This is a genomic window from Bacillus toyonensis BCT-7112, from assembly GCF_000496285.1.
Lineage (GTDB): Bacteria > Bacillota > Bacilli > Bacillales > Bacillaceae_G > Bacillus_A > Bacillus_A toyonensis.
The window spans coordinates 1,660,505-1,685,324 of record NC_022781.1 but is presented as its reverse complement, the minus strand read 5'-3'; the positions used below and the strand labels follow the sequence as shown (position 1 = coordinate 1,685,324).

Sequence of the window (24,820 nt, the reverse complement as noted above, 5' to 3'; positions counted from 1 at the left end):
AAGAAGAACAGCTTGTTCTAAAACGTGAAATAGCTCGTATACATAATAGTACAAACTTAGTTTTTAGGGGGGGAAGGCATGCCTAAATCCACTTTTAAATGGGTTATTGGTGCTACGGTAAGTGCTGTTTTATTAACAGGGTGCGGCTTCATAAATCAGGAGAAAGCGACCGAACAAATTGATCCACCAAAAAAAGTTACGTATACAGATGGTGAAAAGAAAGGGACGGCTCAAAATAAACAAGGGCAAACGATAAATAGAGAAATATACTTAGTTGATAAAAATGGATATGTTGTACCGCAAACAATCGCAATGCCTACTCCGAAAGCGAATGAAGTAATACAGCAAACGCTAGAATACCTTGTGAAAGATGGGCCGGTAACTGATTTATTACCGAATGGGTTCCGTGCAGTCATTCCAGCAAATACATCGATGACTCTAGATTTGAAAAAAGATGGGACAGCAGTAATTGATTTCTCTAAAGAAATGAAAAACTATGCAAAAGAAGAAGAGCGTCAAATTGTTGAGTCAGTAGCGTGGACTTTGACTCAATTTAAAGAAATAAAACAAGTGCAGTTTCAGATAAATGGTGAAAAGTTAGCGAAGATGCCTGTCGCGGGTACACCGCTTGGAGAAGGGGTGAGTCGTGCGAATGGTATTAACTTTGATGATGAACAAGTGGCAGATGTAACAAATACAAAACCAGTTACGCTTTACTTTATGGCGCAAAATAATGATAAGCAGCAATATTATGTACCGGTAACACGCCGCGTTGTAGAGGGAAAAGAAAATGATTATGCAACCATTATAGATGAACTTGTAAAAGGACCGATTCATCAATCGCTCCTGAATGATTTTAACCCAGGAGTTAAGCTTATTACGAATCCAAAATTGCAAGACGGAAATCTTACATTAAACTTTAATGAAAATATATTTGTAAACCCAGATAAAAATATGGTTTCAAATTACGTATTGAAGTCGTTAGTTTTATCTTTGACAGAAAAGAAAGGCGTAAAAAGTGTTTCTATTGAGGTAAATGGTAAAGCAAATCTTATAGATGAAAAGGGCGGAAAGTTAATAAAACCTGTAGATCGTCCAGAAAACGTGAATACAGGTAGTTTTTAATCGTGGATAATTTGATATACTTAAGTAAGAAAGGGGAATTGCTTTTTGGGTTCCCCTTCTTTTATTGTATACATATCATACATTTAAGTTTGGCTATACTAACAAGTAGTTATGAGGAGGTTATTTTTATGCGAGTAGATGGTAGAGAGAAAACAGAATTACGCCATATACATATTCATACGAATTATTTAAAACACCCAGAAGGCTCAGTATTAATTGAAGTTGGGGATACAAAGGTAATTTGCTCAGCGACAATTGAAGAGCGTGTCCCACCGTTTATGCGCGGGGAAGGAAAGGGCTGGGTAACAGCTGAATACGCGATGATTCCGCGTGCAACAGAACAACGTACAATCAGGGAGTCAAGTAAAGGGAAAGTAACTGGACGTACAATGGAAATCCAGCGTTTAATTGGACGAGCATTACGTGCGGTAGTTGACTTAGAAGCACTTGGCGAGAGAACAGTTTGGATTGACTGTGATGTTATTCAAGCAGATGGTGGAACGAGAACAGCTTCTATTACAGGTGCATATGTAGCGATGGTATTAGCGTTTGAGAAGTTATTACAAGCAGAAAAAGTATCTAAAATTCCAGTAAAAGATTATTTAGCAGCAACGTCAGTGGGAATTGTGGAAGAGCAAGGTGTTGTTTTAGATTTAAACTATGCAGAAGATTCTAAAGCGGACGTTGATATGAACGTGATTATGACTGGAAAAGGTCAGTTTGTCGAAGTGCAAGGAACTGGAGAAGAAGCGACGTTTAGCAGAACACAGTTAAATGAACTACTTGATGCTGCGGAACAAGGCATTTTCCAACTAATTGACATGCAAAAAGAAGCGTTAGGTGACATCGTATCTCATATAGAGTAGAGGTGGAAAATATGAAACAAGTTGTTGTTGCGACAAAAAATATGGGGAAAGTGCGTGAGTTTGCTGAGTTATTTGAGCGCTTTGATTTAGAAGTGAAATCATTACACGATTTTCCTCATATTGAAGAAGTCGAAGAAACTGGTGAAACGTTTGAAGAAAATGCAATCTTAAAAGCAGATAGTTTGAGTAGACAGTTGGATTCTATCGTAATTGCGGATGATTCAGGTCTGATCGTAGATGCTTTAAACGGAAAACCAGGCGTGTATTCAGCTCGGTTTGCAGGAGAGCCGAAAGACGATCAAGCGAACATGGATAAAGTGTTACAAGAATTAAATGGAATTGACTTTGAAAAACGTAAAGCGCGTTTCTACTGTGCATTAGCAGTTGCATTCCCAGAAGCGGATAAAGAACCGGTCATTGTGAATGGAACGTGTGAAGGGTACATTTTAGAACAGCGCCGCGGGGAAAACGGCTTTGGATATGATCCAATCTTTTATGTAGAAGAATATAAAAAAGCGATGGCAGAACTAAGTTCAGATGAGAAAAATGCCATTAGTCACCGCGGACGTGCTCTTCGTAAGTTAGAAGAAAAAATTCCGGAATGGTTTTTAGGAGAATGAGGGAGAGAGATTGATGAAAGCTTTAATCGTAAGCGATAGTCATAGCTCTGTGAAGGAATTACAGCAGTTAAAAGAGAAATATGAAGGGAAAGTAGATGTCATGATTCATTGTGGTGATTCGGAGTTAACGCCTGCTCATGAAGAACTGCAAGGTTTCCATGTTGTAAAAGGAAATTGTGATTATGCTAACTTTCAAGATGAAATTGTAACTGACGTAGATGGCATTCGCTTCTTAGTTGTGCATGGACATCGTCATAACGTGAAAATGACTTTACAAACGTTAGCGTACTATGCAGAAGAAGTGGGGGCACAAGTTGCATGCTTCGGACATTCTCACGTATTAGGTGCGGAATTTATTGATGGAGTTTTATTTATCAATCCAGGAAGTATTTTATTACCACGTCAGCGTGTAGAAAAGACATTTGCCTTATTAGAAATGAATGAAAAACATATAGATGTTCGCTTTGAAACATTAGACGGACAACTAGTTGAACAAGCAGTTTTTAAAAGAGGATAAGAAAAATTATCCTCTTTTAAAAAAGGTGTTGACTTTATGTATGGATATACATATAATAAATATTGTCGATAGGGCAAAAGCGCTAACGAAGAAAAATAAAATAACATATGCGGGTGTAGTTTAGTGGTAAAACAAGAGCCTTCCAAGCTCTGGTCGAGAGTTCGATTCTCTTCACCCGCTCCATGTCCCAGTAGCTCAGCCGGATAGAGCATACGCCTTCTAAGCGTACGGTCGGGAGTTCGAATCTCTCCTGGGACGCTAAGAAAACCTTGTTATCTTTTGATAACAAGGTTTTTTGTTTGTCTAAAAATTGATGTATGTGCAAGAGGTGTAAAAAATATAACGTAACATATAATAATTATTATATACAACAGATTAAAGTGCATTAAGAAAAGAGCGCCATTTATGCGCTCTATTTCTCTTGTTTAATTTAAAGAATCAATAGGCTTATGATGGAACTTAAATCCATATCTATATTATCCCAATTGTTCACTTAGAGTGTTATAAAACTTTTTATCATTCTAGTACGATTGAGCACCCGTTATCGAAACTTATCCCCGACAGTGTGTTACAATTAATAGAAGCGGAAAACGAGAATCTCCAATTGACTGGACGTGTGATTGGTTGGACAGTTTAAGAAGGTTGTATAAAAAAGGGAGATGGCGCAAAGATGGCGAGAGCAAAAGAGAATGATTTAACGGAGAAATTGGCAGAAGGTCAACGGAAATATGGTGACGGCAACTTTACAATACAGAACATCGGTGATGAAACTAACCCGAATTGGACTGTCGTAAAAAATGTGAGGAAGGGATCGGCAGGCATTCGCGAAGAGGAAGATATATTAAGACTGCGATCAAAATATATAAAATAGTACGGAAATGAGCGGGCCGAGAGTTCGAACCTCTCCTGGGACGCTAAAAAACCTTGTTATCTTTTGATAACAAGGTTTTTTGTTTAGTTATTAATAAACTTCTCAAAGACAAAACCATAATCTTTCACATTATATTGTTTTTTCGTATCAACGAGCCAGTTAAAGGCGATTTCATTCATCTCTTTAAATTGCTCTGCTAAATTTACTTGCGCATTTGAGATACGGCTAAAAGCGTTAGATGCCATATCTAGACTTTTATGTGCATACTGCAATGTAATATCGTTGTCGTATGAAATTTCTTCTATTTTAAGTAAAGCCTTATATAAATCTTTTAATTCTTCAATGTGTTTTTTATGAACATCAATTGAATAATGCTCATCTCCCATTTGAAACTTAATTTCTACATCTAAATCAATCGTTCCGGCAGTTTCAAGTGCTACGTTTTTAATTTGATATTTACTATAGCTAAAGCGGCGTAGTGTACGTTTTTTACTTGTTGCGCTTGTGCCATCTAGGTGGATTAATCCTTTGTTTGTGAAACAATATTCATCTGATTTTGATTTAATTAGAAAATAAATTTTCTCTCCATCTTCATGCATCACGTAATCATCAGCATCAACCTTATCGTAATCTTTCGGTGTAATGACAGACCCTACATCGCTTAGTCCTAATACATCTGCAGCCATTTTTTTAAACATATATAATCCCCCTTTTAAATTCTTAATTATACAAAAATATATTAACATGATTTTAACAAAATGTTTTCTTGTAAGGCGAAAATATTTGAAGGTAAGTTAAGAAAAATAACGAATATTATTTCGATCCTAAATTATTTAATAAATCCATTAGTTTGAGAGTTGATTCTCCGAAAAATTATCAAGAGAAAAAGTTAATGTTGCAAGTGATTATAGAGAAATTCCATGAAAGCACCTCAAGCGATAGGAGGTGTTTTTCTAACCCTTTTGAAATCTTACAATTCTGTAAGGTAACTGTAAGGTAGTTCGATGGTAAGAATTTGCTAATCTTTTATAATGAAGGTAACAACGATAAAACGAGGAGGAAGAAATGATGAAGGGATTAGTTGTAACAGGCTTAACAGTTGCTTTTGGATTTGTAGCGTATGAGAAATTAACGTATGTAGTTGATGTTGTAAAACATTTAATCGCTTAGTAAAAAAAACTACCATGAGAGGGAAAGGGAATGAGTGAATGAATGGAATGGTTATTTGGAATTATAGGTACTTGTAGTGTAGTGTTATTGTTCTTTGTCCCGAGTGGTATACTTAGTTCGACAACGAGTTTGTTTTTCTTAAGTTTGTTTGCTTGCACGATGCTTATTATTATGTTTTTAATGAAGCGAAGTAAGCCAATCTTCTATTTTAGCATGATTGTTATGGCAATTATTGTTCTCCAAATTATTACCCTTGTAATATACCCCACAATTATAAAAGCTTTCCATTAATGATGAATCCTCTGCGTCTGTTGCTGAGGATTTTTATTTGTATAATTTTGATTTTTTAATAAAGATTTAGCTGTATTGAAATATAAAAATAGAATATTTTTATATTTCAAACAAAAGGTTTTAGATTGTTGTGTTCTTATTACGCATTTGATATATTTACTTTGAAGATCATTAAAATCTAGAAAAAGAGGCGGACGTATGGATAAAAAAGAAAATACGGTCGTATTGTTTCCGCAACTATCAGAACGCTATATTGATGAAGGCTTTTTAGCGCTGAAAGAGCGGGAATTCGAAGATGCATTGCGCTGCTTTGAAATATTACGTCAGTATAATGCAGAAACGGAACAAACGGAATTAGCTTCCGTTATTTGTTTGCTGGAATTAAAACGTATGGAAGAAGCGAAAGACAAATGTGAACAGTTGCTTGAAACAGGAGCTGTCTTATTTGGTGATATTCTTGAAACGTATGTGACGATTTTAGTTCAAACAAATGATTATGAAGGCGTTATTGAAACTGTTGAAAAAGTTTTGCGAACGAAAGATATAATGCCTGAGCAAAAGGAAAAATTAGCGCAACTCGCTTTATTTGCAGAAGGTATGCTAAATGAAGAAGACACGTCGCTAATTGATTCAAATTTCGAATTGGATGAATTTACTAAGGAGATTTTTGGAGAAAACTTTGGGCAAAAGCTGAGAGGGATTCAACAGATTTCGTTAAAAGACTTGGATCTCGCATTACCTGTTTTAAAGAAATTTTTAATAGACGAAAAGCAACATCCTTATTTGAAAACTTCTATTTTGTATAAAATGATAGAAAATCAAGTAGAAGAAGAGATAGAAGTAGAAAAGTTTGGAAATAGGGTTAAAGTGATTCCAGCATTTACAGGTCATAATGAGGAGCAATCCGATAACATTATACATACATTATCAAGCCGATTGGAGCAAAATTATCCCGATATATTTAGTGCGATGGTTGTATATTGGAAAGAATTACAAATTAGCGTTTTCCCATTTGCACTATTAATGGATAAAGTAGAGATTTGGGCTGCTGTTTTAGAGAGAATTGGAAGAAAACGTTTCGGATTGGCTATTGATGAAGAAGAACTTATGACAGCATATAATATTGAATTAGAAGAGTTTCATATTGCCTATCAATGGTTATTGCGTGTTGAAAGAGAAGGATATTTGCCCGTATAATTATGAAAAAGAATCGTTCAGTTCTTGAAACGAGCATATTCTATGTTATAATGTAAGGGTTGCAAAAGGCAGAAATCTGCCTGTTTGTAAGAGAAGAGAAGTGTAATTCTCTTACTTAATATGTTTCATATTAGTCTCGAACAAAATATACCGTAGTTGTCTTTTAGACAACTAGTAGATTGGAACATTATATCTGAAAGCATTTGCTAGAGGATTATTTGTACATTTATTATTTCGAAAGAGAGATAATGAATATTTTGATCTATAAAGGTATGTGCATACATTATTATAGTTGGAGGGAAAGAATAAATGGCTGCAAAATGGGAAAAATTAGAAGGTAACGTAGGCGTTTTAACAATTGAAGTTGATGCTAAAGAAGTAAACAACTCTATCGACGCTGCGTTCAAAAAAGTAGTAAAAACAATCAACGTACCAGGTTTCCGTAAAGGAAAAATGCCTCGTCCGTTATTCGAACAACGCTTTGGTATCGAATCTTTATACCAAGATGCTTTAGATATCATCTTACCAAAAGCATACGGTGAAGCAATCGATGAAGCTGGTATCTTCCCAGTTGCTCATCCTGAAATCGATATTGAGAAGTTCGAAAAAAATGCTAACCTTATCTTCACTGCAAAAGTTACAGTGAAACCTGAAGTTAAATTAGGTGAGTACAAAGGTTTAGCAGTAGAAAAAGTTGAAACAACTGTAACTGACGAAGATGTAGAGAATGAAGTAAAAGCTTTACAAGAGCGTCAAGCTGAACTAGTTGTTAAAGAAGAAGGAACTATTGAAAATGGTGATACAGCTGTAATCGACTTCGAAGGTTTCGTTGATGGCGAAGCATTTGAAGGCGGAAAAGGCGAAAACTATTCTCTTGCAATCGGTTCTGGTACTTTCATCCCAGGTTTCGAAGAGCAAGTAATTGGTCTTAAATCTGGTGAGTCTAAAGACGTTGAAGTATCATTCCCAGAAGAGTACCATGCTGCTGAATTAGCTGGCAAACCAGCAACATTCAAAGTAACAATTCACGAAATCAAAACAAAAGAACTTCCTGAGTTAAACGACGAGTTCGCTAAAGAGGCTGACGAAGAAGTTGCAACTCTTGATGAATTAAAAACAAAACTTCGTACAAACTTAGAAGAAGGCAAAAAGCACGAAGCTGAGCACAAAGTACGTGACGAAGTAGTAGAATTAGCTGCTGCTAACGCTGAAATCGATATTCCAGAAGCTATGATCGACACTGAGTTAGATCGTATGGTTCGTGAATTCGAGCAACGTTTAAGCCAACAAGGTATGAACCTTGAGCTTTACTACCAATTCACAGGTACTGATGCTGACAAATTAAAAGAGCAAATGAAAGAGGATGCACAAAAACGTGTAAGAATCAATCTTGTTCTTGAAGCTATCATTGAAGCTGAAAACATCGAAGTTACTGAAGAAGAAGTAACTGCAGAAGTTGAAAAAATGGCTGAAATGTACGGTATGCCAGTAGACGCTATCAAGCAAGCTCTTGGAAGCGCAGACGCTTTATCTGAAGATCTTAAAGTGCGTAAAGCTGTAGACTTCTTAGTAGAAAACGCTGCATAATAAAATAACAAGGCGCGATTTTAATCGTGCCTTGTTTTATAAATATAGAAATATATTTATAAAACTTTTCGATGAAGAAGGAAAAGTTCCTTTATAAGTCGAATATACATATTTCAAAAGTTTTAAAAACTTTTTATTTGTACATAACTAGTCATATTATTTGTATTTCTCGCTACGTAGTGACATAATATGTATTTACATACGATACATTTATCGTGTACATACGAAGGCAAGAGGTTAGCACTTTGTAAGGGGTGTGAAAATATGTTTAAATTTAATGATGAAAAAGGGCAATTAAAATGTTCTTTCTGTGGTAAAACACAAACGCAAGTTCGAAAGTTAGTTGCAGGTCCAGGTGTTTACATTTGTGACGAGTGTATCGAGCTTTGTACTGAAATTGTACAAGAGGAGCTTGCGAAGGACGAAGAAGTAGAATTCAAAGATGTACCGAAACCGGTAGAAATTCGTGAAATCTTAGATGAGTATGTCATCGGACAAGATAACGCGAAAAAAGCACTAGCGGTAGCGGTATATAACCATTACAAACGTATTAATTCTAACAGCAAAATTGATGATGTAGAATTAGCGAAGAGTAATATTTCACTTATTGGGCCAACAGGTAGTGGTAAAACATTATTGGCACAAACATTAGCGCGTATTTTAAATGTTCCATTTGCAATCGCGGACGCAACATCTTTAACAGAAGCTGGATACGTTGGGGAAGATGTAGAAAACATTTTACTAAAACTAATTCAAGCGGCTGATTATGATGTAGAAAAAGCAGAAAAAGGAATTATTTATATTGATGAGATTGATAAAGTGGCACGTAAGTCCGAAAATCCATCAATTACACGTGATGTATCTGGTGAAGGTGTACAGCAGGCACTTCTGAAAATTTTAGAAGGTACTGTAGCAAGCGTTCCACCTCAAGGTGGTCGTAAGCATCCGCATCAAGAATTCATTCAAATTGATACAACGAATATCCTATTCATTTGTGGTGGAGCGTTTGATGGCATTGAGCCAATTATTAAACGTCGCCTTGGTGAAAAAGTAATTGGATTTGGTTCAGAGAAGAAAAATGCTGATGTAAATGAAAAGCATGTTCTATCTCACGTATTACCAGAGGACCTTTTAAGATTTGGTTTAATTCCAGAGTTTATCGGTCGTCTTCCAGTTATTGCGAACCTAGAGCCACTTGATGAAGATGCTCTTGTTGATATTTTAACGAAACCGAAAAATGCACTTGTTAAGCAATTCCAAAAACTGTTGGAGCTTGACGATGTTGAGTTAGAGTTTGAAGAAGGCGCACTGATTGAGATTGCGAAAAAAGCAATTGAACGTAAAACAGGTGCTCGTGGACTTCGTTCTATTATTGAAGGCTTAATGCTTGATGTAATGTTTGAACTTCCATCTCGCAAAGATATCGAGAAGTGTATTCTTACGAAAGAAACAGTAGCTGATAATGAGCCACCGAAATTGGTGCTACAAGACGGTACTGTACTTGATACAAAAACATCTGCATAATGCGAAAGAGAAACAGCAATTTTTATAATTGCTGTTTTTCTTTATGTTTAGCTACGTTCTTCCGCGGAAATACTAAATGATAAAACATTGCGGGAGGAAATAAATGATGAGCTGGACAAATATATTTTTACTTGTTCAACTTGTTTTTGGTGTAATTGTCGGATTATATTTTTGGCACTTACTTCGAAATCAGCGAACACAAAAAGTTTCAATTGATCGAGAATCAAAAAAAGAATTAGAACAGCTTCGTAAAATGCGTGAGATTTCTCTAACAGAGCCGCTTGCGGAAAAGGTGCGCCCTACATCCTTTTTAGATATTGTAGGGCAAGAAGACGGGATTAAGTCGTTAAAAGCGGCTCTTTGTGGTCCGAATCCGCAACATGTAATCATATATGGCCCGCCAGGTGTCGGAAAGACAGCGGCAGCGCGTCTTGTATTAGAAGAGGCGAAACGAAATCCGAAATCTCCATTTCGTACGAATGCAACATTTATCGAACTTGATGCGACGACAGCTCGGTTTGATGAACGTGGTATTGCAGATCCTTTAATTGGCTCGGTTCATGATCCGATTTATCAAGGTGCTGGTGCGATGGGGCAAGCAGGTATTCCACAACCGAAAAAAGGCGCAGTAACAGATGCACATGGTGGTATTTTGTTTATTGATGAAATTGGTGAACTACATCCGATTCAAATGAACAAAATGTTAAAGGTGTTAGAAGATCGAAAAGTATTTTTAGAAAGTGCGTACTATAGTGAAGAGAATACGATGATTCCAACGTATATACATGATATTTTTCAAAAAGGTTTACCAGCAGATTTCCGCTTAGTTGGAGCGACAACACGTTCACCAGAGGAAATTCCACCTGCTATTCGGTCTCGTTGCTTAGAGGTATTTTTCCGTGAGCTAGATACAGAAGAAATTCAAAAAGTAGCGAAGAATGCAGCCGACAAAGTGGAAATGCAAATCGGTGAGAACGGTATTGAAATGATTGGTATGTATGCAAGGAATGGACGAGAAGCAATTAATCTCGTGCAAATCTCTGCTGGTATGGCGATAAATGAAGAACGTTCTTTCATTAAAGATGAAGATATAGAGTGGGTTGTTCATTCTAGTCAGCTTGCACCGAAATATGAAAAACGTATTTACCCTATTCCGAGGATCGGTCTTGTAAACGGACTTGCTGTATACGGACCGAATACAGGAGCGTTATTAGAAATAGAAGTAACAGCAATCACGGCGAAAGATAAAGGGTCGGTAAATGTTACCGGTATTGTAGAAGAGGAAAGTATTGGTAGCCAAACGAAATCAATTCGTCGTAAAAGTATGGCGAAAGGTTCTGTAGATAATGTATTAACAGTACTTCGTTCTTTAGATGTGTTGCCAGAAGGGTACGATATACATATTAATTTTCCAGGTGGTATCCCGATCGATGGTCCTTCTGCAGGGATTGCTATGGCAACGGGTGTTTACTCAGCCGTGCATCGTACATATGTGAATAATGAAGTGGCGATGACAGGTGAAATAAGTATACATGGAGAAGTGAAGCCTATTGGTGGTGTATACGCAAAAATAAAGGCTGCGAAAAAAGCAGGAGCTAAGAAAGTCATTATTCCTGCTGAAAACATGCAACCGTTTTTGTACACAATAAAGGGAATTGAAATCATTCCTGTTCGTAAGTTAAAAGAAGTATTTGAGCTAACATTTATGCAGGAAAATATGCATCGAGAGCTTGATGTACATACTACTGTAGACGAAACAGATGCACAATCCATGTGAGAATGAATGATAATAAAATTTGCCAGGCTTCGTTTAAGTTTGTATGCTTAAGCGGAGTCTTTTTTTCTTTTCATAAGGGAGAAAAAACAAGGGATTTACAATTGCTCAGAATCTCTGCAATTGCATCTAGATGTATTGTAATATAAAATAGTTGAACAGGAGTTTAATTTATTATGGAGGTGCTATGTCTAGTATGAATACGAATGAAAGAATCGTACCCCTCCTACCATTAAGAGGCGTTCTCGTATATCCAACGATGGTTCTGCATCTTGATGTAGGACGTGATAAATCGATACAGGCACTAGAGCAGGCGGCAATGGATGAAAATATCATCTTTTTAGCGATGCAAAAAGAAATGAATATCGATGATCCGAAAGAAGATGACATATATAGTGTAGGTACAGTGGCGAAAGTGAAGCAAATGTTAAAATTGCCGAACGGTACGCTTCGTGTCCTTGTAGAAGGTTTACATAGAGCAGAAGTAGTAGAGTTTATCGAGGAAGAAAATGTAGTACAAGTTTCTATTAAAACGGTAACTGAAGAAGTGGAAGGTGATTTAGAAGAGAAAGCTCTTATGCGTACGTTACTGGAGCATTTCGAACAATATATTAAAGTTTCGAAAAAAGTATCAAATGAAACATTTGCAACGGTAGCTGATGTAGAAGAACCAGGAAGACTAGCTGATTTAATTGCTTCTCACTTGCCAATTAAAACGAAACAGAAACAAGAAATTTTAGAGATTGTATCTGTGAAAGAACGATTACATACACTTATTTCAATTATTCAAGATGAACAAGAGTTACTTAGTTTAGAAAAGAAAATTGGACAAAAAGTGAAACGTTCAATGGAACGCACGCAAAAAGAATATTTCTTACGTGAGCAAATGAAGGCGATTCAAACTGAACTTGGCGATAAAGAAGGTAAGGGTGGGGAAGTTGAAGAACTTCGTGAGAAAATTGAACAGTCAGGAATGCCTGAAGAAACAACGAAGGCTGCACTGAAAGAATTAGATCGTTATGAAAAGCTACCAGCAAGTTCTGCGGAGAGCGGTGTTATTCGCAATTATATTGATTGGTTATTAGCACTTCCGTGGACAGAAGCGACAGAGGATATGATTGATCTTGTTCATTCTGAAGAGATTTTAAACAAAGATCATTACGGTCTTGAAAAAGTAAAAGAGCGAGTGCTTGAATATTTAGCTGTACAAAAATTGACGAACTCATTAAAAGGACCTATCCTTTGTTTAGTAGGCCCTCCAGGGGTCGGGAAAACTTCGTTAGCTCGTTCAATTGCGACATCATTAAATCGTAATTTTGTCCGTGTATCCCTTGGTGGTGTGCGTGATGAATCTGAAATTCGTGGTCACCGTCGTACATACGTTGGAGCAATGCCGGGACGCATTATTCAAGGTATGAAAAAGGCGAAAACAGTTAATCCAGTCTTCTTATTAGATGAGATTGATAAAATGTCTAACGATTTCCGTGGCGATCCATCAGCAGCATTACTTGAAGTGTTAGATCCAGAACAAAATCATAACTTCAGTGATCATTACATTGAAGAACCATATGATCTATCGAAAGTTATGTTTGTAGCAACCGCTAATACACTTTCAAGTATTCCGGGTCCATTACTTGACCGTATGGAAATTATTTCGATTGCTGGGTATACAGAACTGGAAAAGGTGCACATTGCTCGAGAGCATTTATTGCCGAAACAATTAAAAGAGCATGGCTTACGAAAAGGTAATTTACAAGTACGTGATGAAGCGCTTCTTGAAATTATTCGTTATTATACACGTGAGGCTGGTGTTCGTACGCTAGAGCGCCAAATTGCAAAAGTTTGTCGTAAAGCAGCGAAAATTATCGTTACAGCGGAACGTAAACGTATTGTTGTGACAGAGAAAAATATTGTAGATTTACTTGGTAAACACATATTCCGTTATGGGCAAGCAGAGAAAACAGACCAAGTCGGAATGGCAACCGGGTTAGCTTATACAGCAGCGGGCGGCGATACACTTGCAATTGAAGTGTCCTTAGCGCCAGGTAAAGGGAAATTAATTTTAACAGGGAAACTTGGGGATGTTATGAAAGAATCAGCACAAGCTGCGTTTAGCTATATTCGTTCTCGTGCCGAAGAGCTTCATATTGATCCAAATTTCCATGAGAAAAATGATATTCATATTCACGTTCCAGAAGGAGCAGTTCCAAAAGATGGACCGTCAGCAGGTATTACGATGGCAACGGCACTTATTTCTGCACTAACAGGTATTCCTGTAAGTAAAGAAGTTGGTATGACAGGTGAAATTACACTTCGTGGCCGTGTATTACCAATTGGTGGATTGAAAGAAAAAACATTAAGTGCTCATCGCGCAGGCTTAACAAAAATTATTTTGCCAGCAGAGAACGAGAAAGATTTAGATGATATTCCAGAAAGCGTAAAAGAAAATCTTACGTTTGTGCTTGCATCTCATTTAGACGAAGTATTGGAGCACGCATTAGTAGGAGTGAAACAATGAAAGTAACAAAAGCAGATATTGTAATTAGTGCTGTTAAACCAGAACAATATCCAGACAGTGACTTACCAGAAATTGCATTAGCAGGTCGTTCAAATGTCGGGAAGTCTTCCTTCATTAATAAAATTTTAAATCGTAAAAAGTTAGTACGTATTTCTTCTAAACCAGGAAAAACGCAAACGCTGAACTTTTTCTTAATCAATGAAATGATGCATTTTGTTGACGTTCCAGGTTATGGATATGCGAAAGTATCTAAAACGGAACGTGCAGCATGGGGCAAGATGATTGAAACGTACTTTACAACACGTGAGCAATTAGATGCAGCTGTATTAGTAGTAGATTTACGTCACCAACCAACAAACGATGATGTGATGATGTATGATTTCTTAAAGCATTATGAAATTCCAACAATTATTATTGCGACGAAAGCCGATAAAATTCCGAAAGGGAAATGGCAAAAGCATTTAAAAGTTGTAAAAGAAACGCTTGCTGTTGAAATTGGCGATGAAATCGTTCTATTCTCTTCTGAAACAGGACTTGGAAAAGAAGAAGCGTGGAAGGCAATTCATAAAATGACAAAAACAAAAAACGCGTGACGAATGTCGCGCGTTTTTGTTTGTATAAATTTTTAGCGTACGTTTAATGTTACTTCAATATTCCCTCGTGTTGCTTTAGAGTACGGACATACACCGTGAGCGGCTTCTACAAGTTCTTGTGCTTCGGCATGAGAAACGCCAGCGACATGTACGTCAAGTACAGCAGATAGTCCGAAACCACCATCTGTATCTTTTCCGATAGAAACGTGAGCAGTTACTTCTGTACTTTCCACTTTCACTCGTTTTGTACGAATGACAAGTTGCAATGCACTATCAAAACAAGCGGCATAACCAGCGGCAAATAGTTGCTCAGGGTTTGTTGCTTCCCCGCCAGCACCACCTAATGCTTTCGGCATTTTTACATCAAGATTTAATATGCCATCATCTGAAACTACTTTCCCGTTTCTTCCACCTGTTGCTGTTACTGAAGCAGTATATAATTTATCCATGTTTATTCCCCTTTTCTATCATTTATTGTTTTCATTGTTTCAATTAGTTTATTTAATTGGGTTAATAAAGAACGATACTCTTGCTCTGTAATTCCTAAATTTGTAGCCATCGTTTTCGGTAATGAACAAGCCTTTTCTTTTAAATCTTTACCTTGTTCTGTTAATTCAATACAAACTTTTCGCTCATCTTCTTTTGAACGAACACGTTTTACAAGGTTTAATGATTCCATCCGTTTTAGCATAGGTGTTAACGTGCCGGAATCTAGAAATAGACGTTCTCCAATTTCTTTTACTGTTAGTCCGTCTTGTTCCCATAGTACAAGTAAAGTAATGTACTGAGGGTACGTAATACCCATTTCGTCTAAATACGGTCGATAAAAACGTGTAACCTCTCTAGAACAGGCGTAAATAGAAAAACAAAGTTGGTTATCTAGATGCAAAGAATCTTCTGTCATGAATAACTCCTTTCTTTTTAAATTGTGCAAAATTTAATTTTGTAAAACCAATATAACGAAAAATAAATACAATGTCAAATACATTGTATTGAGAAAGTGTGTGCTATATTTTGGAACAATCATACATATTTTCCTTCATGATGAAAGAAGATAGGAAAGATGATGTTATAATTTATATGGAATAGTTTCCATCACTTGATTATGAGGACTTTTTTTGGTAACGTACAAATAGAGTTATTAATTTATAATCATTATAAAGTAGGGAGCTTTTTATTAGTTTTACTGAATCTCCTTTATTACATACGGAGAATATATAAAAAATAATCGGTTGTTCACACGATTGTCAGATTCATAAGAGGAAAGTTGTATTATGATAGTAGATAAAGTGATAAAACGGGTGAAGGGGGACATGCTGCGTGCATATTCTTGTTGTTAGTGTAAATTATCGAACAGCCCCTGTAGAATTTCGTGAGAAACTCACATTTCAGGCAGCAGAGCTAGAACAAGCAATGACTACATTACAAAGTCAAAAGAGCGTGTTAGAAAATGTCATTGTATCAACTTGTAATCGCACTGAGATTTATGCTGTTGTCGATCAATTACACACGGGACGGTATTATATTAAGAAGTTTTTAGCTGATTGGTTTCAGCTTGAAATAGAAGAAGTCGCACCATATTTAACTATTTTTGAACAAGATGGTGCAATAGATCATTTATTCCGCGTAACGTGCGGTTTAGATTCTATGGTAGTTGGAGAAACGCAGATTTTAGGTCAAATAAAAGATAGCTTTTTAGAAGCGCAACAAGTAAAAGCGACAGGTACAATTTTTAATGAATTGTTTAAGCAAGTCATTACGTTAGCAAAACGTGCTCACTCAGAAACAACAATTGGTGAGAGTGCAATGTCTGTTAGTTATGCTGCTGTTGAACTTGGAAAGAAAATATTTGGTGAGTTAACAGATTGTCATGTACTTATTCTTGGTGCTGGTAAAATGGGAGAACTTGCATTACAAAATTTATACGGAAGCGGTGCTCGTAAAGTAACCGTTATGAATAGAACGCTTTCAAAAGCGGAAGTAATGGCTGAGAAATATATGGGACATGCAAAATCTTTAAGTGAATTACAATGTGCATTATTAGAAGCGGACATTTTAATTAGTTCCACTGGTGCATCAGAGTATGTCATTACGAAAGAGATGATGACAAAGGTAGAGAAAATGCGCTCTGGTCGTCCTTTATTTATGGTTGATATTGCAGTGCCACGTGATATTGATCCAGCAATTGATGAGTTAGAAGGCTCTTTCTTATATGACATTGATGATCTGCAAGGAGTAGTGGAAGCAAATCGTGCTGAGCGTTTGAAAGAAGCAAAGAAAATTCAATTTATGATTGAAGAGGAAATTGTTCTATTTAAAACGTGGTTAAGTACACTTGGTGTTGTTCCGTTAATAGCAGCTCTTCGTGATAAGGCACTTGTAATTCAAAGCGAAACGATGGAAAGTCTTGAACGAAAAATACCAAATCTTAGTGATCGTGAGAAAAAAGTAATTAGTAAGCATACGAAAAGTATTATTAACCAATTATTAAAAGACCCAATTTTAGTAGCAAAAGAAATAGCTGCTGAAGAGGGGGCGGGCGAAAAATTAGCGTTATTTGCAAAGATTTTTGATTTAGAAACGGAAGAAGTAGAGAGTCGTGCGGAAGAAGTAGAACATAAAAGAGTGTGGACACCATCCGTTCCATCTTTATAATTTGGAAGGATGATCGGATGAGTTTTTTAAATAACAGTATTATTTATCATATTGCAATTATTTTATATGCTTGTAGCATTAGTTTATATTTTATAGATTATTTCCAAAGTAACCGAAAGGCGAACCGATTTGCTTTTTGGTTACTTTCGATTGTATGGGTATTGCAGTCTATTTTTATGTTGCTTAGGGCGACAGATTCAGAAACGAATCCCATTTTAACTTTATTATCAGGGATTTATTTTTATGTTTGGTTATTGATTACGATGTCGTTAGTCATAAATCGATTTATGCGCGTTGACTTTTTAGTCTTCTTTACAAATGTTGTAGCATTTGGCGTAAGCGCCTTTTCTATTTTTACACCGCTCGGAAAGATGTCGCCAGTACTTGCAGAGCAATTAGTTTCAGAACTTGTATACGTGCATGTTGGAATGGCGATTATTTCTTATGCAACGTTTACGGTATCGTTTATTTTTTCTATTATGTATTTACTGCAATATCGCCTATTAAAAAAGAAAAAGTGGAATGCGAGATTAAGAAGGTTAGGGAATTTGCCGAAGCTTGAATCTACGTCTTACGGGTTAAATTTATTTTCTGTTCCATTTTTCTTACTAGCAATTTTATTAGGATGCATATGGGGATATACAAAATTGGACAATTTTCATTGGTATGATACGAAAGTAATCGGTTCGTTTGTCGTTCTATTTGTATATTGTACGGGCTTGTATTTACGAGCGGCAGATGTGTTGCAAGGGAAGAAAATTGTACTGTGGAATGTAGGGGCCTTTCTCGTAATGCTAGTTAACATTTTTCTATTAAGTAGTTTATCTAATTTCCACTTTTGGTATTTATAATGAGGAGAGAGAATTATGCGCAAAATTATTGTAGGTTCACGAAAGAGTAAGCTAGCATTGACGCAAACAAACTGGTTTATTGATCAGTTAAAAGCACTTGGTTTACCATATGAATTTGAAGTGAAAGAAATTGTCACTAAAGGTGATGTGATTTTAGATGTTACTCTTTCAAAAGTAGGCGGAAAAGGTTTGTTCGTTAAAGAAATTGAACATGCGTTACTTATGAAAGAAATCGATATGGCTGTACATAGTATGAAAGATATGCCAGCCGTACTTCCAGAAGGATTAATGATTGGCTGTACACCAAAGCGTGTTGACCCTCGTGATGCTTTTATTTCTAAAAGCGGAGCATCATTTAAAGATTTAGCAGAAGGTGCGATTTTAGGAACGAGTAGTTTAAGACGTAGTGCACAGTTATTAGCTGCGAGACCAGATTTACAAGTGAAATGGATTCGCGGAAATATCGATACACGTTTACGTAAATTAAAAGAAGAAGATTATGATGCAATTATTTTAGCGACAGCTGGATTACAAAGAATGGGCTGGGATGATGAAGTGATTACAGAACATTTAGATGAAACGTTATGTGTACCAGCTGTAGGACAAGGTGCATTAGCGATTGAATGTCGTAAGGACGATAACGATTTATTACAGTTGTTATCGCATATGAATGATGCTGTAACAGAGAGAACAGTGGCAGCGGAGCGAGTATTTCTTCATAAACTTGAAGGTGGATGTCAAGTTCCGATCGCTGGATATGCAACTCTTACAAAGGATGATGCAATCGAATTAACAGCTCTTGTCGGTTCTATGGACGGCTCTGTTTTATTAAAAGAGACAGTGGTAGGCGTTGAACCAAAGGAAGTAGGGCTAGAGGCTGCGGACCTTTTAATTAAACAAGGCGCAAAAGAACTCATTCTTGCTGCAAATAAGGGACAACAATAAATATGAATGCTCTTGCTGGCAAAACAGTATTGATTACACGTGCCCAGCATCAAGCGAAACAAATGAGTGTAGCAGTGAAAGAACGGAGCGGAATTCCATTGGAAATTCCGCTTTTGCGTATGGAAGGCACATCTCATAGGCGAATTCACCATACAGCAAGGCAGCTACATTCGTATGACTGGGTTATTTTTACGAGTAAAAATGGTGTAACTTTTTTTCTAGATGGTTTAGAAAAGAAACTACCATTAACTATTAAAATCGCTGCGGTAGGCGTGAAAACAAAATTAGAGTTAGAAAAAAGGGGCTATCAAGTTCATTTTGTTCCAACCTCATTTGTTGCAGAAGTGTTTGCCGAAGAGTTTCTAAAAGAATTAAGTGGAAACGAGCGTATTTTATTTCCGAAAGGGAATTTAGCGAGAGATGTAATTCCAGTTAAACTTCGGGGAATTGGTGTTTCTCTAGATGAGCTAATCGTATACGGTACGAAAGTAAATGTAGAGAAAAAACAAGAACTTATAACAGCATTGAAAGTAAGGAAAGTAAATGTTATTACATTTACGAGTCCTTCAACTGTTGATAGTTTTGTTCGTTTACTGGAGGGCACAAACTGGAGAGAATGGACAAAAAAATGTACAATTGCTTGTATAGGGCCTATTACGGAAAAAGAAGCGAACCTTTATTTTCCGCATGTTATTGTGCCGAAAGAGTACACTGTAGAAGCATTACTACAATGCATTTGTGAATCTATAAAGTGAAACTTTAATTAGTGGGAGGTTCATTCCCCACTAATTATTAGCCCTCACCAATTGGGCGTTTATGGGCAGTTGATTTCCCATCTAACTTCTTTGCTCTAGCCGAATTTTGAGATGGGAGTCTTACTGCCCGTTAACGCGGGACAAAATAAAAGAATGGGGATAGAAATTTATGAACTCTTTACAATTTAATCGTCATCGTCGCTTAAGACAAAGCGGGGGCATGCGTGCGCTTGTGCGTGAAACGTTTTTACATACGGAAGATTTTATTTACCCTATTTTTGTATTAGAAGGAGAGAATGTTCGTAATGAAGTTCCTTCTATGCCGGGCGTATATCAAATCTCTTTAGATTTATTGCAAGCTGAAATGCAAGAGGTTGTTGATTTAGGTATTCGTTCTGTTATTGTATTTGGTTTACCTGCTGAAAAGGATGAAGTTGGATCATCAGCATATTGTGATCATGGAATTGTACAGCGTGCCATTAAGCAAATTAAAGGTGAGTTCCCTGAGTTAGTAGTAGTTGCAGATACATGTTTATGTCAATTCACAAGCCATGGTCATTGCGGTGTAATTGAAGATGGTATTATTTTAAATGACGAGTCTCTTGCAGTACTTGCGAAAACAGCTGTAAGCCAAGCGAAAGCAGGAGCGGACATTATTGCGCCATCAAACATGATGGACGGATTCGTAACAGCAATTCGCCATGCGTTAGATGAGAATGGTTTTGGACACGTACCAGTTATGTCGTACGCTGTGAAATATTCATCAGCATTTTATGGACCGTTCCGTGATGCTGCACACGGCGCGCCGCAATTTGGTGACCGTAAAACATATCAAATGGACCCAGCGAACCGTATGGAGGCATTCCGTGAAGCAGAATCAGATGTAATGGAAGGTGCTGATTTCTTAATTGTAAAGCCAGCTTTTTCTTACTTAGATATCATTCGTGATGTGAAAAATAACTTTAATTTACCAATCGTTGCTTACAACGTAAGTGGTGAATATTCAATGATTAAAGCGGCAGCGCAAAATGGTTGGATTAATGAAAAAGAAGTTGTGCTTGAAAAATTAATTAGCATGAAACGTGCAGGAGCAGACTTAATTATTACGTATCATGCGAAAGATGCAGCAAAATGGTTACAAGAAGGAGGCGCTAAATAATGAAAAAGTTTGATAAATCGATTGCGGCGTTTGAAGAGGCGCAAGACTTAATGCCTGGTGGCGTAAATAGCCCTGTTCGTGCCTTTAAATCTGTTGGTATGAATCCATTGTTTATGGAGCGTGGAAAAGGCTCTAAAGTATATGATATTGATGGAAATGAATACATCGATTACGTATTATCATGGGGTCCTTTAATTCATGGTCATGCAAATGATCGTGTTGTTGAAGCGTTAAAATCTGTTGCTGAAAGAGGTACAAGCTTCGGTGCGCCGACAGAAATCGAAAATAAATTAGCGAAACTTGTTATTGAGCGTGTACCATCGATTGAAATTGTCCGCATGGTTAACTCTGGAACAGAAGCGACAATGAGTGCACTACGTTTAGCTCGTGGTTATACAGGTCGTAACAAAATTTTAAAATTTATTGGTTGTTACCACGGTCATGGTGATTCATTATTAATTAAAGCTGGTTCTGGTGTGGCGACTCTAGGTTTACCAGATAGCCCTGGCGTACCAGAAGGTGTAGCGAAAAATACGATTACAGTAGCTTATAATGATTTAGAAAGTGTGAAGTACGCTTTTGAACGATTCGGTGATGATATTGCTTGTGTAATTGTAGAACCAGTAGCAGGGAATATGGGGGTTGTTCCTCCGCAACCAGGATTTTTAGAAGGGCTTCGTGAAGTAACAGAACAAAACGGTGCACTGCTTATTTTTGATGAAGTAATGACAGGATTCCGTGTTGCTTATAACTGCGGACAAGGTTACTACGGTGTAACACCTGATTTAACTTGTTTAGGTAAAGTAATCGGTGGTGGCTTACCAGTAGGGGCGTACGGTGGTAAAGCAGAAATTATGCGTCAAGTTGCGCCGAGCGGACCGATTTATCAAGCTGGTACTTTATCAGGTAACCCACTTGCAATGGCAGCAGGTTATGAAACGTTAGTACAATTAACGCCAGAATCATATGTAGAGTTTGAGCGTAAAGCAGAAATGTTAGAAGCGGGACTACGTAAAGCGGCTGAAAAACATGGTATTCCTCATCATATTAACCGTGCAGGCTCTATGATTGGTATTTTCTTTACAGATGAGCCGGTTATTAATTACGATACAGCGAAATCTTCAAACTTAGAATTCTTCGCGGCTTACTATCGTGAAATGGTAGAACAAGGTGTATTCTTGCCACCATCTCAATTTGAAGGTTTGTTCTTATCGACAGCACATAGTGATGCAGATATTGAAGCGACGATTGCAGCGGCTGAAATTGCAATGTCAAAGTTACAAGCATAATATATTAGAGAAAATCGCTCTCCATAAGGGGAGCGATTTTTTTTATTCATAAAGTGGGCTTTACATACATAAATCTGTAATGACATATAGTTTGGGAGGGGGAAAAGAAGTGACAACAGATCATTCGTTACGATTTTCATTAAAAGAATCTGTTTGGTTCCAAAAAGGACAGGAAGTCGAAGAACTTTTGTCAATTTCGTTAGATCCAGACGTTGAGATAGAAGAGCTTGATCATGAAGTTATCGTGAGAGGGCAGTTAGATTTAACGGGGGAGTATGTTGCAAGGCAAGATGATTCGGCCTATTCATTAAGAGAACTATCGCCAGCAAAGTCAATTGATTATGTAGAAACAAGGGAAGATGGGGTGAATGAACTTGTTCATTCCTTTCCACTTGAAATATCAATTCCAAGAAATCGAGTGAAAGTAATTGAAGAATTATATGTATCAATTGAAGAATTTGATTATGAATTGAAGGAAAATGGTTGCTTACAATTATTAGCGGATATATCTATTACAGGTTTATGTGATGAGGAAAGAATCGAGGATGAAGAGGAAGAAACGGCGTATGCTGAGTTAGAAGATGATTCAGCTGAAGAGGATGAAAATAGACCCGCGCCGCATGTAGCGGAACCAACCTATAAAGAATCGGATGAATGGGAAGATTACGCATTTGAACCGTTCCAGCTAGAAGAAAGAAAAGAGCAAGAAGAAGCGGAAGAGGAATTGGCAGAACATGAATTTGCGGAGCGTGAAGAGGAGCAAGAAACGACGCTGCAATTTGAATTGTTTGGACGAAAAGATTATCAAAAAGAAAAGGCGAAAAAGCAGGGAGAGCAAGAAGAAGCGTACTCACAGCGAGATGAAAATGCGCTTTATTTAACACAATTATTTACGAAAGAACCGGAAGAAGAATTTACGAAGTTAAGAATGTATTTCGTGCAAGAAGGGGATACAATTGAATCTGTTGCAGAACGTTATGACACGTCTGTACAAAACTTATACCGTGTTAATCAAACAGAAGATATATATTTAACTACGGGACAAATTATTTATATTCCCGTTTCAAAAGCAAAGGCGAAATAAGGGGGTGAGTGCTTTCACTCCCCTATTGTCCTAGAGGCTATGTTTTGAATAGAAAGGGTTATTCGTATGGATATTGAATTACGAAATCGCTATGAACCCATTGTAAGGCAATATAGATTGGATACGCAGCATATGGAAGAGCACGGAAGTGTAACGAAAATTTACACGAATCAAGGTCCATATGCGCTAAAGAAAATAGAAGATAGAAAGTTAGAGCGGAATAACTTTCTACATCATATTCAATATTTGAAGGAGAAAGGTTTTTCAAATTATGTACCTATATACCATGCGACGGATGGGAATTATATTTTAAGTGACGGGACTTATAATTATTATTTAATGCCTTGGTTAGAACGTGCGGAAGGAAACGGCGAGGATAATGATCAATACCATAAAATGTTTCAAACACTTGGAACGTTGCACCAAAAAACGGTGAAAGAAGAAACATATACAGAAGAAGATTTAGAAAAACATTACACAAGTATATCCGATCGTTGGGAAAATGATGGTGAGATGTTAGAAGAGTTTCTTGTAGAATCTGAAGCGAAGTGGTATATGTCTCCGTTTGAATTACAATATTGTACGTACTATCATCATGTAATGAGGGCGCGTGAATTTGCAACGAAGCAATTAAATGAGTGGAACGATGCGATGAAAGAAAAAGATAAAACACGCATTACTTTTGTGCATGGTAACGTGTCACTTAATCATTTTTTATTTGACTATGAACGGAATGGCTATTTTATTAGTTTAGAAAAATCGAAGTTTGCAACGCCTGTGCAAGATATTGTAGGGTTTTATTCGCGGTCTTTAAACACATATCCAATTGCGCGAAGTGATCGTTTTGAATGGTATCAAATGTACCAAAAAAACTTCCCGTTTACGAAAGAAGAGCAACTGCTTATGTATGCTTACATGACCTATCCATCGCAATTTATTCGGCAAATTGAGTCTTATAAAAAAAGAAGGCAGAGTCGCAATAAGGAAAATGAGATTCGCGGAGTAAAGAGCTTGCAACAATCACATTGGCTCGTTAGCAATGTAGAATATTTCCTGTCACAATTACAAGCTGCCCAGCAAGGGAACGGATAAAGTGAAACTTTAATCAGTGGCGGGGGTATTACCGCCCGTAAATAGAGGGGTAAAAAAGATAAGTGGAGGATGCTACTTATCTTTTTTATATTCGCCCGGAAAGTGATAGTCTTAAATTTATCTTGACGAATAAGGTTTCGTTTTTTACACTATTGTATATAATAATTAACAATCATATAAATGCCTTGAAGGGGAAGAGTATAACATGAAACGTCTTCAGAGAGGAGAATCATTAGCTGGGAGATTCTCTAGATAGTTATGTTAGAAGGTAGCCCTGGAGCATCTTTTCTGAACGGAATAGTTCTCATTAGGAAAAGACGGATTTGTCCGTTATCAA

General features: G+C 37.0%; 23 protein-coding genes, 2 tRNA genes, 1 pseudogene and 1 other annotated feature (1 of these 27 only partly in view). Of the genes and pseudogenes, 23 read left to right on the top strand and 3 right to left on the bottom strand.

Translation table 11 applies throughout. The annotated features are described in order from the left end of the window. The first annotated feature begins 78 nt into the window (after window positions 1–78). The 7 genes from BTOYO_RS08665 (at window position 79) to BTOYO_RS08635 (ending at window position 3,999) form a co-directional block, all read left to right on the top strand. The gene (locus tag BTOYO_RS08665; protein ID WP_001126735.1) at window positions 79–1,125 is read left to right on the top strand and encodes a GerMN domain-containing protein; all 1,047 of its coding nucleotides are present in this window, start codon (window positions 79–81) and stop codon (window positions 1,123–1,125) included. 128 nt (window positions 1,126–1,253) lie between these two features. Next, a complete protein-coding gene (gene rph / locus BTOYO_RS08660; protein WP_001261767.1) occupies window positions 1,254–1,991 on the top strand; it encodes a ribonuclease PH in 738 nt (245 codons plus the stop codon). A gap of 11 nt (window positions 1,992–2,002) precedes the next feature. After that, on the top strand, window positions 2,003–2,611 hold the full coding sequence (locus tag BTOYO_RS08655; RefSeq protein ID WP_000815932.1) for an XTP/dITP diphosphatase: 609 nt from the start codon (window positions 2,003–2,005) through the stop codon (window positions 2,609–2,611). A gap of 13 nt (window positions 2,612–2,624) precedes the next feature. Next, complete coding sequence (locus BTOYO_RS08650) at window positions 2,625–3,128, top strand: metallophosphoesterase (RefSeq protein ID WP_000645514.1); 504 nt, start codon at window positions 2,625–2,627, stop codon at window positions 3,126–3,128. 109 nt (window positions 3,129–3,237) lie between these two features. Further along, window positions 3,238–3,311: transfer RNA gene (locus BTOYO_RS08645), tRNA-Gly, on the top strand. 1 nt (window position 3,312) lies between these two features. Continuing rightward, window positions 3,313–3,386: transfer RNA gene (locus BTOYO_RS08640), tRNA-Arg, on the top strand. Between the two features lie 412 nt (window positions 3,387–3,798). Next, complete coding sequence (locus BTOYO_RS08635) at window positions 3,799–3,999, top strand: hypothetical protein (RefSeq protein ID WP_000090056.1); 201 nt, start codon at window positions 3,799–3,801, stop codon at window positions 3,997–3,999. Between the two features lie 83 nt (window positions 4,000–4,082). On the opposite strand, the gene BTOYO_RS08630 is transcribed toward BTOYO_RS08635, so the two are convergent. Next, window positions 4,083–4,697 (bottom strand): PH domain-containing protein, encoded by a 615-nt coding sequence (locus tag BTOYO_RS08630; protein WP_000473869.1) that lies wholly within the window; start codon window positions 4,695–4,697, stop codon window positions 4,083–4,085. A gap of 113 nt (window positions 4,698–4,810) precedes the next feature. On the opposite strand from BTOYO_RS08630, the pseudogene BTOYO_RS28380 reads away from it, so the two are divergent. From BTOYO_RS28380 to ysxC, 8 genes and pseudogenes are all read left to right on the top strand, one after another. Beyond that, window positions 4,811–4,923, top strand: a pseudogene (locus BTOYO_RS28380) (group I intron-associated PD-(D/E)XK endonuclease); the annotation flags it as partial. A 288-nt stretch (window positions 4,924–5,211) separates the two neighbouring features. Then, window positions 5,212–5,460, top strand: coding sequence for a hypothetical protein (locus BTOYO_RS26100; protein WP_001983650.1), 249 nt, complete (start codon window positions 5,212–5,214; stop codon window positions 5,458–5,460). 198 nt (window positions 5,461–5,658) lie between these two features. Then, a complete protein-coding gene (locus tag BTOYO_RS08625; RefSeq protein WP_000358252.1) occupies window positions 5,659–6,657 on the top strand; it encodes a hypothetical protein in 999 nt (332 codons plus the stop codon). A gap of 309 nt (window positions 6,658–6,966) precedes the next feature. Next, window positions 6,967–8,244, top strand: coding sequence for a trigger factor (gene tig / locus BTOYO_RS08620; protein WP_000729257.1), 1,278 nt, complete (start codon window positions 6,967–6,969; stop codon window positions 8,242–8,244). A 264-nt stretch (window positions 8,245–8,508) separates the two neighbouring features. Continuing rightward, a complete protein-coding gene (gene clpX, locus BTOYO_RS08615; RefSeq protein ID WP_000472286.1) occupies window positions 8,509–9,768 on the top strand; it encodes an ATP-dependent protease ATP-binding subunit ClpX in 1,260 nt (419 codons plus the stop codon). 106 nt (window positions 9,769–9,874) lie between these two features. Continuing rightward, the gene (lonB, locus tag BTOYO_RS08610) at window positions 9,875–11,545 is read left to right on the top strand and encodes an ATP-dependent protease LonB (RefSeq protein ID WP_033657339.1); all 1,671 of its coding nucleotides are present in this window, start codon (window positions 9,875–9,877) and stop codon (window positions 11,543–11,545) included. 184 nt (window positions 11,546–11,729) lie between these two features. Beyond that, window positions 11,730–14,060, top strand: coding sequence for an endopeptidase La (gene lon, locus BTOYO_RS08605; protein ID WP_002039697.1), 2,331 nt, complete (start codon window positions 11,730–11,732; stop codon window positions 14,058–14,060). Then, window positions 14,057–14,653, top strand: a complete 597-nt coding sequence (ysxC, locus tag BTOYO_RS08600; protein WP_000869123.1) for a ribosome biogenesis GTP-binding protein YsxC — start codon at window positions 14,057–14,059, stop codon at window positions 14,651–14,653. Before lon ends, ysxC begins: the two co-directional genes overlap by 4 nt. Before the next feature lie 32 nt (window positions 14,654–14,685). Here the strand turns inward: ysxC and BTOYO_RS08595 are convergent, their stop codons facing one another. Then, window positions 14,686–15,102 carry an organic hydroperoxide resistance protein gene (locus tag BTOYO_RS08595; protein WP_000359777.1) on the bottom strand — a complete coding sequence of 139 codons (417 nt, stop codon included), beginning with the start codon at window positions 15,100–15,102 and terminating at the stop codon, window positions 14,686–14,688. A gap of 2 nt (window positions 15,103–15,104) precedes the next feature. Continuing rightward, window positions 15,105–15,557, bottom strand: a complete 453-nt coding sequence (locus tag BTOYO_RS08590) for a MarR family winged helix-turn-helix transcriptional regulator (protein ID WP_000133909.1) — start codon at window positions 15,555–15,557, stop codon at window positions 15,105–15,107. A 416-nt stretch (window positions 15,558–15,973) separates the two neighbouring features. Between BTOYO_RS08590 and hemA the strand changes: the two genes are divergently transcribed. The 8 genes from hemA to ysxE all read left to right on the top strand — a co-directional run bounded on the left by hemA (window position 15,974) and on the right by ysxE (window position 24,483). Beyond that, a complete protein-coding gene (gene hemA, locus BTOYO_RS08585) occupies window positions 15,974–17,308 on the top strand; it encodes a glutamyl-tRNA reductase (RefSeq protein WP_023441064.1) in 1,335 nt (444 codons plus the stop codon). 17 nt (window positions 17,309–17,325) lie between these two features. Then, window positions 17,326–18,159, top strand: a complete 834-nt coding sequence (locus tag BTOYO_RS08580) for a cytochrome c biogenesis protein (RefSeq protein ID WP_000009003.1) — start codon at window positions 17,326–17,328, stop codon at window positions 18,157–18,159. Window positions 18,160–18,174: 15 nt separating this feature from the next. Continuing rightward, window positions 18,175–19,104: a hydroxymethylbilane synthase gene (hemC, locus tag BTOYO_RS08575; RefSeq protein WP_001226390.1), complete on the top strand. Its 930-nt coding sequence runs from the start codon at window positions 18,175–18,177 to the stop codon at window positions 19,102–19,104. Between the two features lie 2 nt (window positions 19,105–19,106). Beyond that, window positions 19,107–19,859 (top strand): uroporphyrinogen-III synthase, encoded by a 753-nt coding sequence (hemD, locus tag BTOYO_RS08570; protein WP_000992364.1) that lies wholly within the window; start codon window positions 19,107–19,109, stop codon window positions 19,857–19,859. Window positions 19,860–20,028: 169 nt separating this feature from the next. Beyond that, window positions 20,029–21,018 carry a porphobilinogen synthase gene (hemB, locus tag BTOYO_RS08565; RefSeq protein ID WP_001087054.1) on the top strand — a complete coding sequence of 330 codons (990 nt, stop codon included), beginning with the start codon at window positions 20,029–20,031 and terminating at the stop codon, window positions 21,016–21,018. Next, a complete protein-coding gene (gene hemL / locus BTOYO_RS08560) occupies window positions 21,018–22,307 on the top strand; it encodes a glutamate-1-semialdehyde 2,1-aminomutase (protein WP_000712951.1) in 1,290 nt (429 codons plus the stop codon). Before hemB ends, hemL begins: the two co-directional genes overlap by 1 nt. A gap of 79 nt (window positions 22,308–22,386) precedes the next feature. Further along, window positions 22,387–23,391: a stage VI sporulation protein D gene (gene spoVID / locus BTOYO_RS08555; protein WP_002039704.1), complete on the top strand. Its 1,005-nt coding sequence runs from the start codon at window positions 22,387–22,389 to the stop codon at window positions 23,389–23,391. Window positions 23,392–23,457: 66 nt separating this feature from the next. Beyond that, window positions 23,458–24,483, top strand: coding sequence for a spore coat protein YsxE (gene ysxE / locus BTOYO_RS08550; protein ID WP_000350668.1), 1,026 nt, complete (start codon window positions 23,458–23,460; stop codon window positions 24,481–24,483). A gap of 176 nt (window positions 24,484–24,659) precedes the next feature. Continuing rightward, window positions 24,660–24,820: a binding site (T-box leader), on the top strand (it continues 71 nt past the right edge of the window).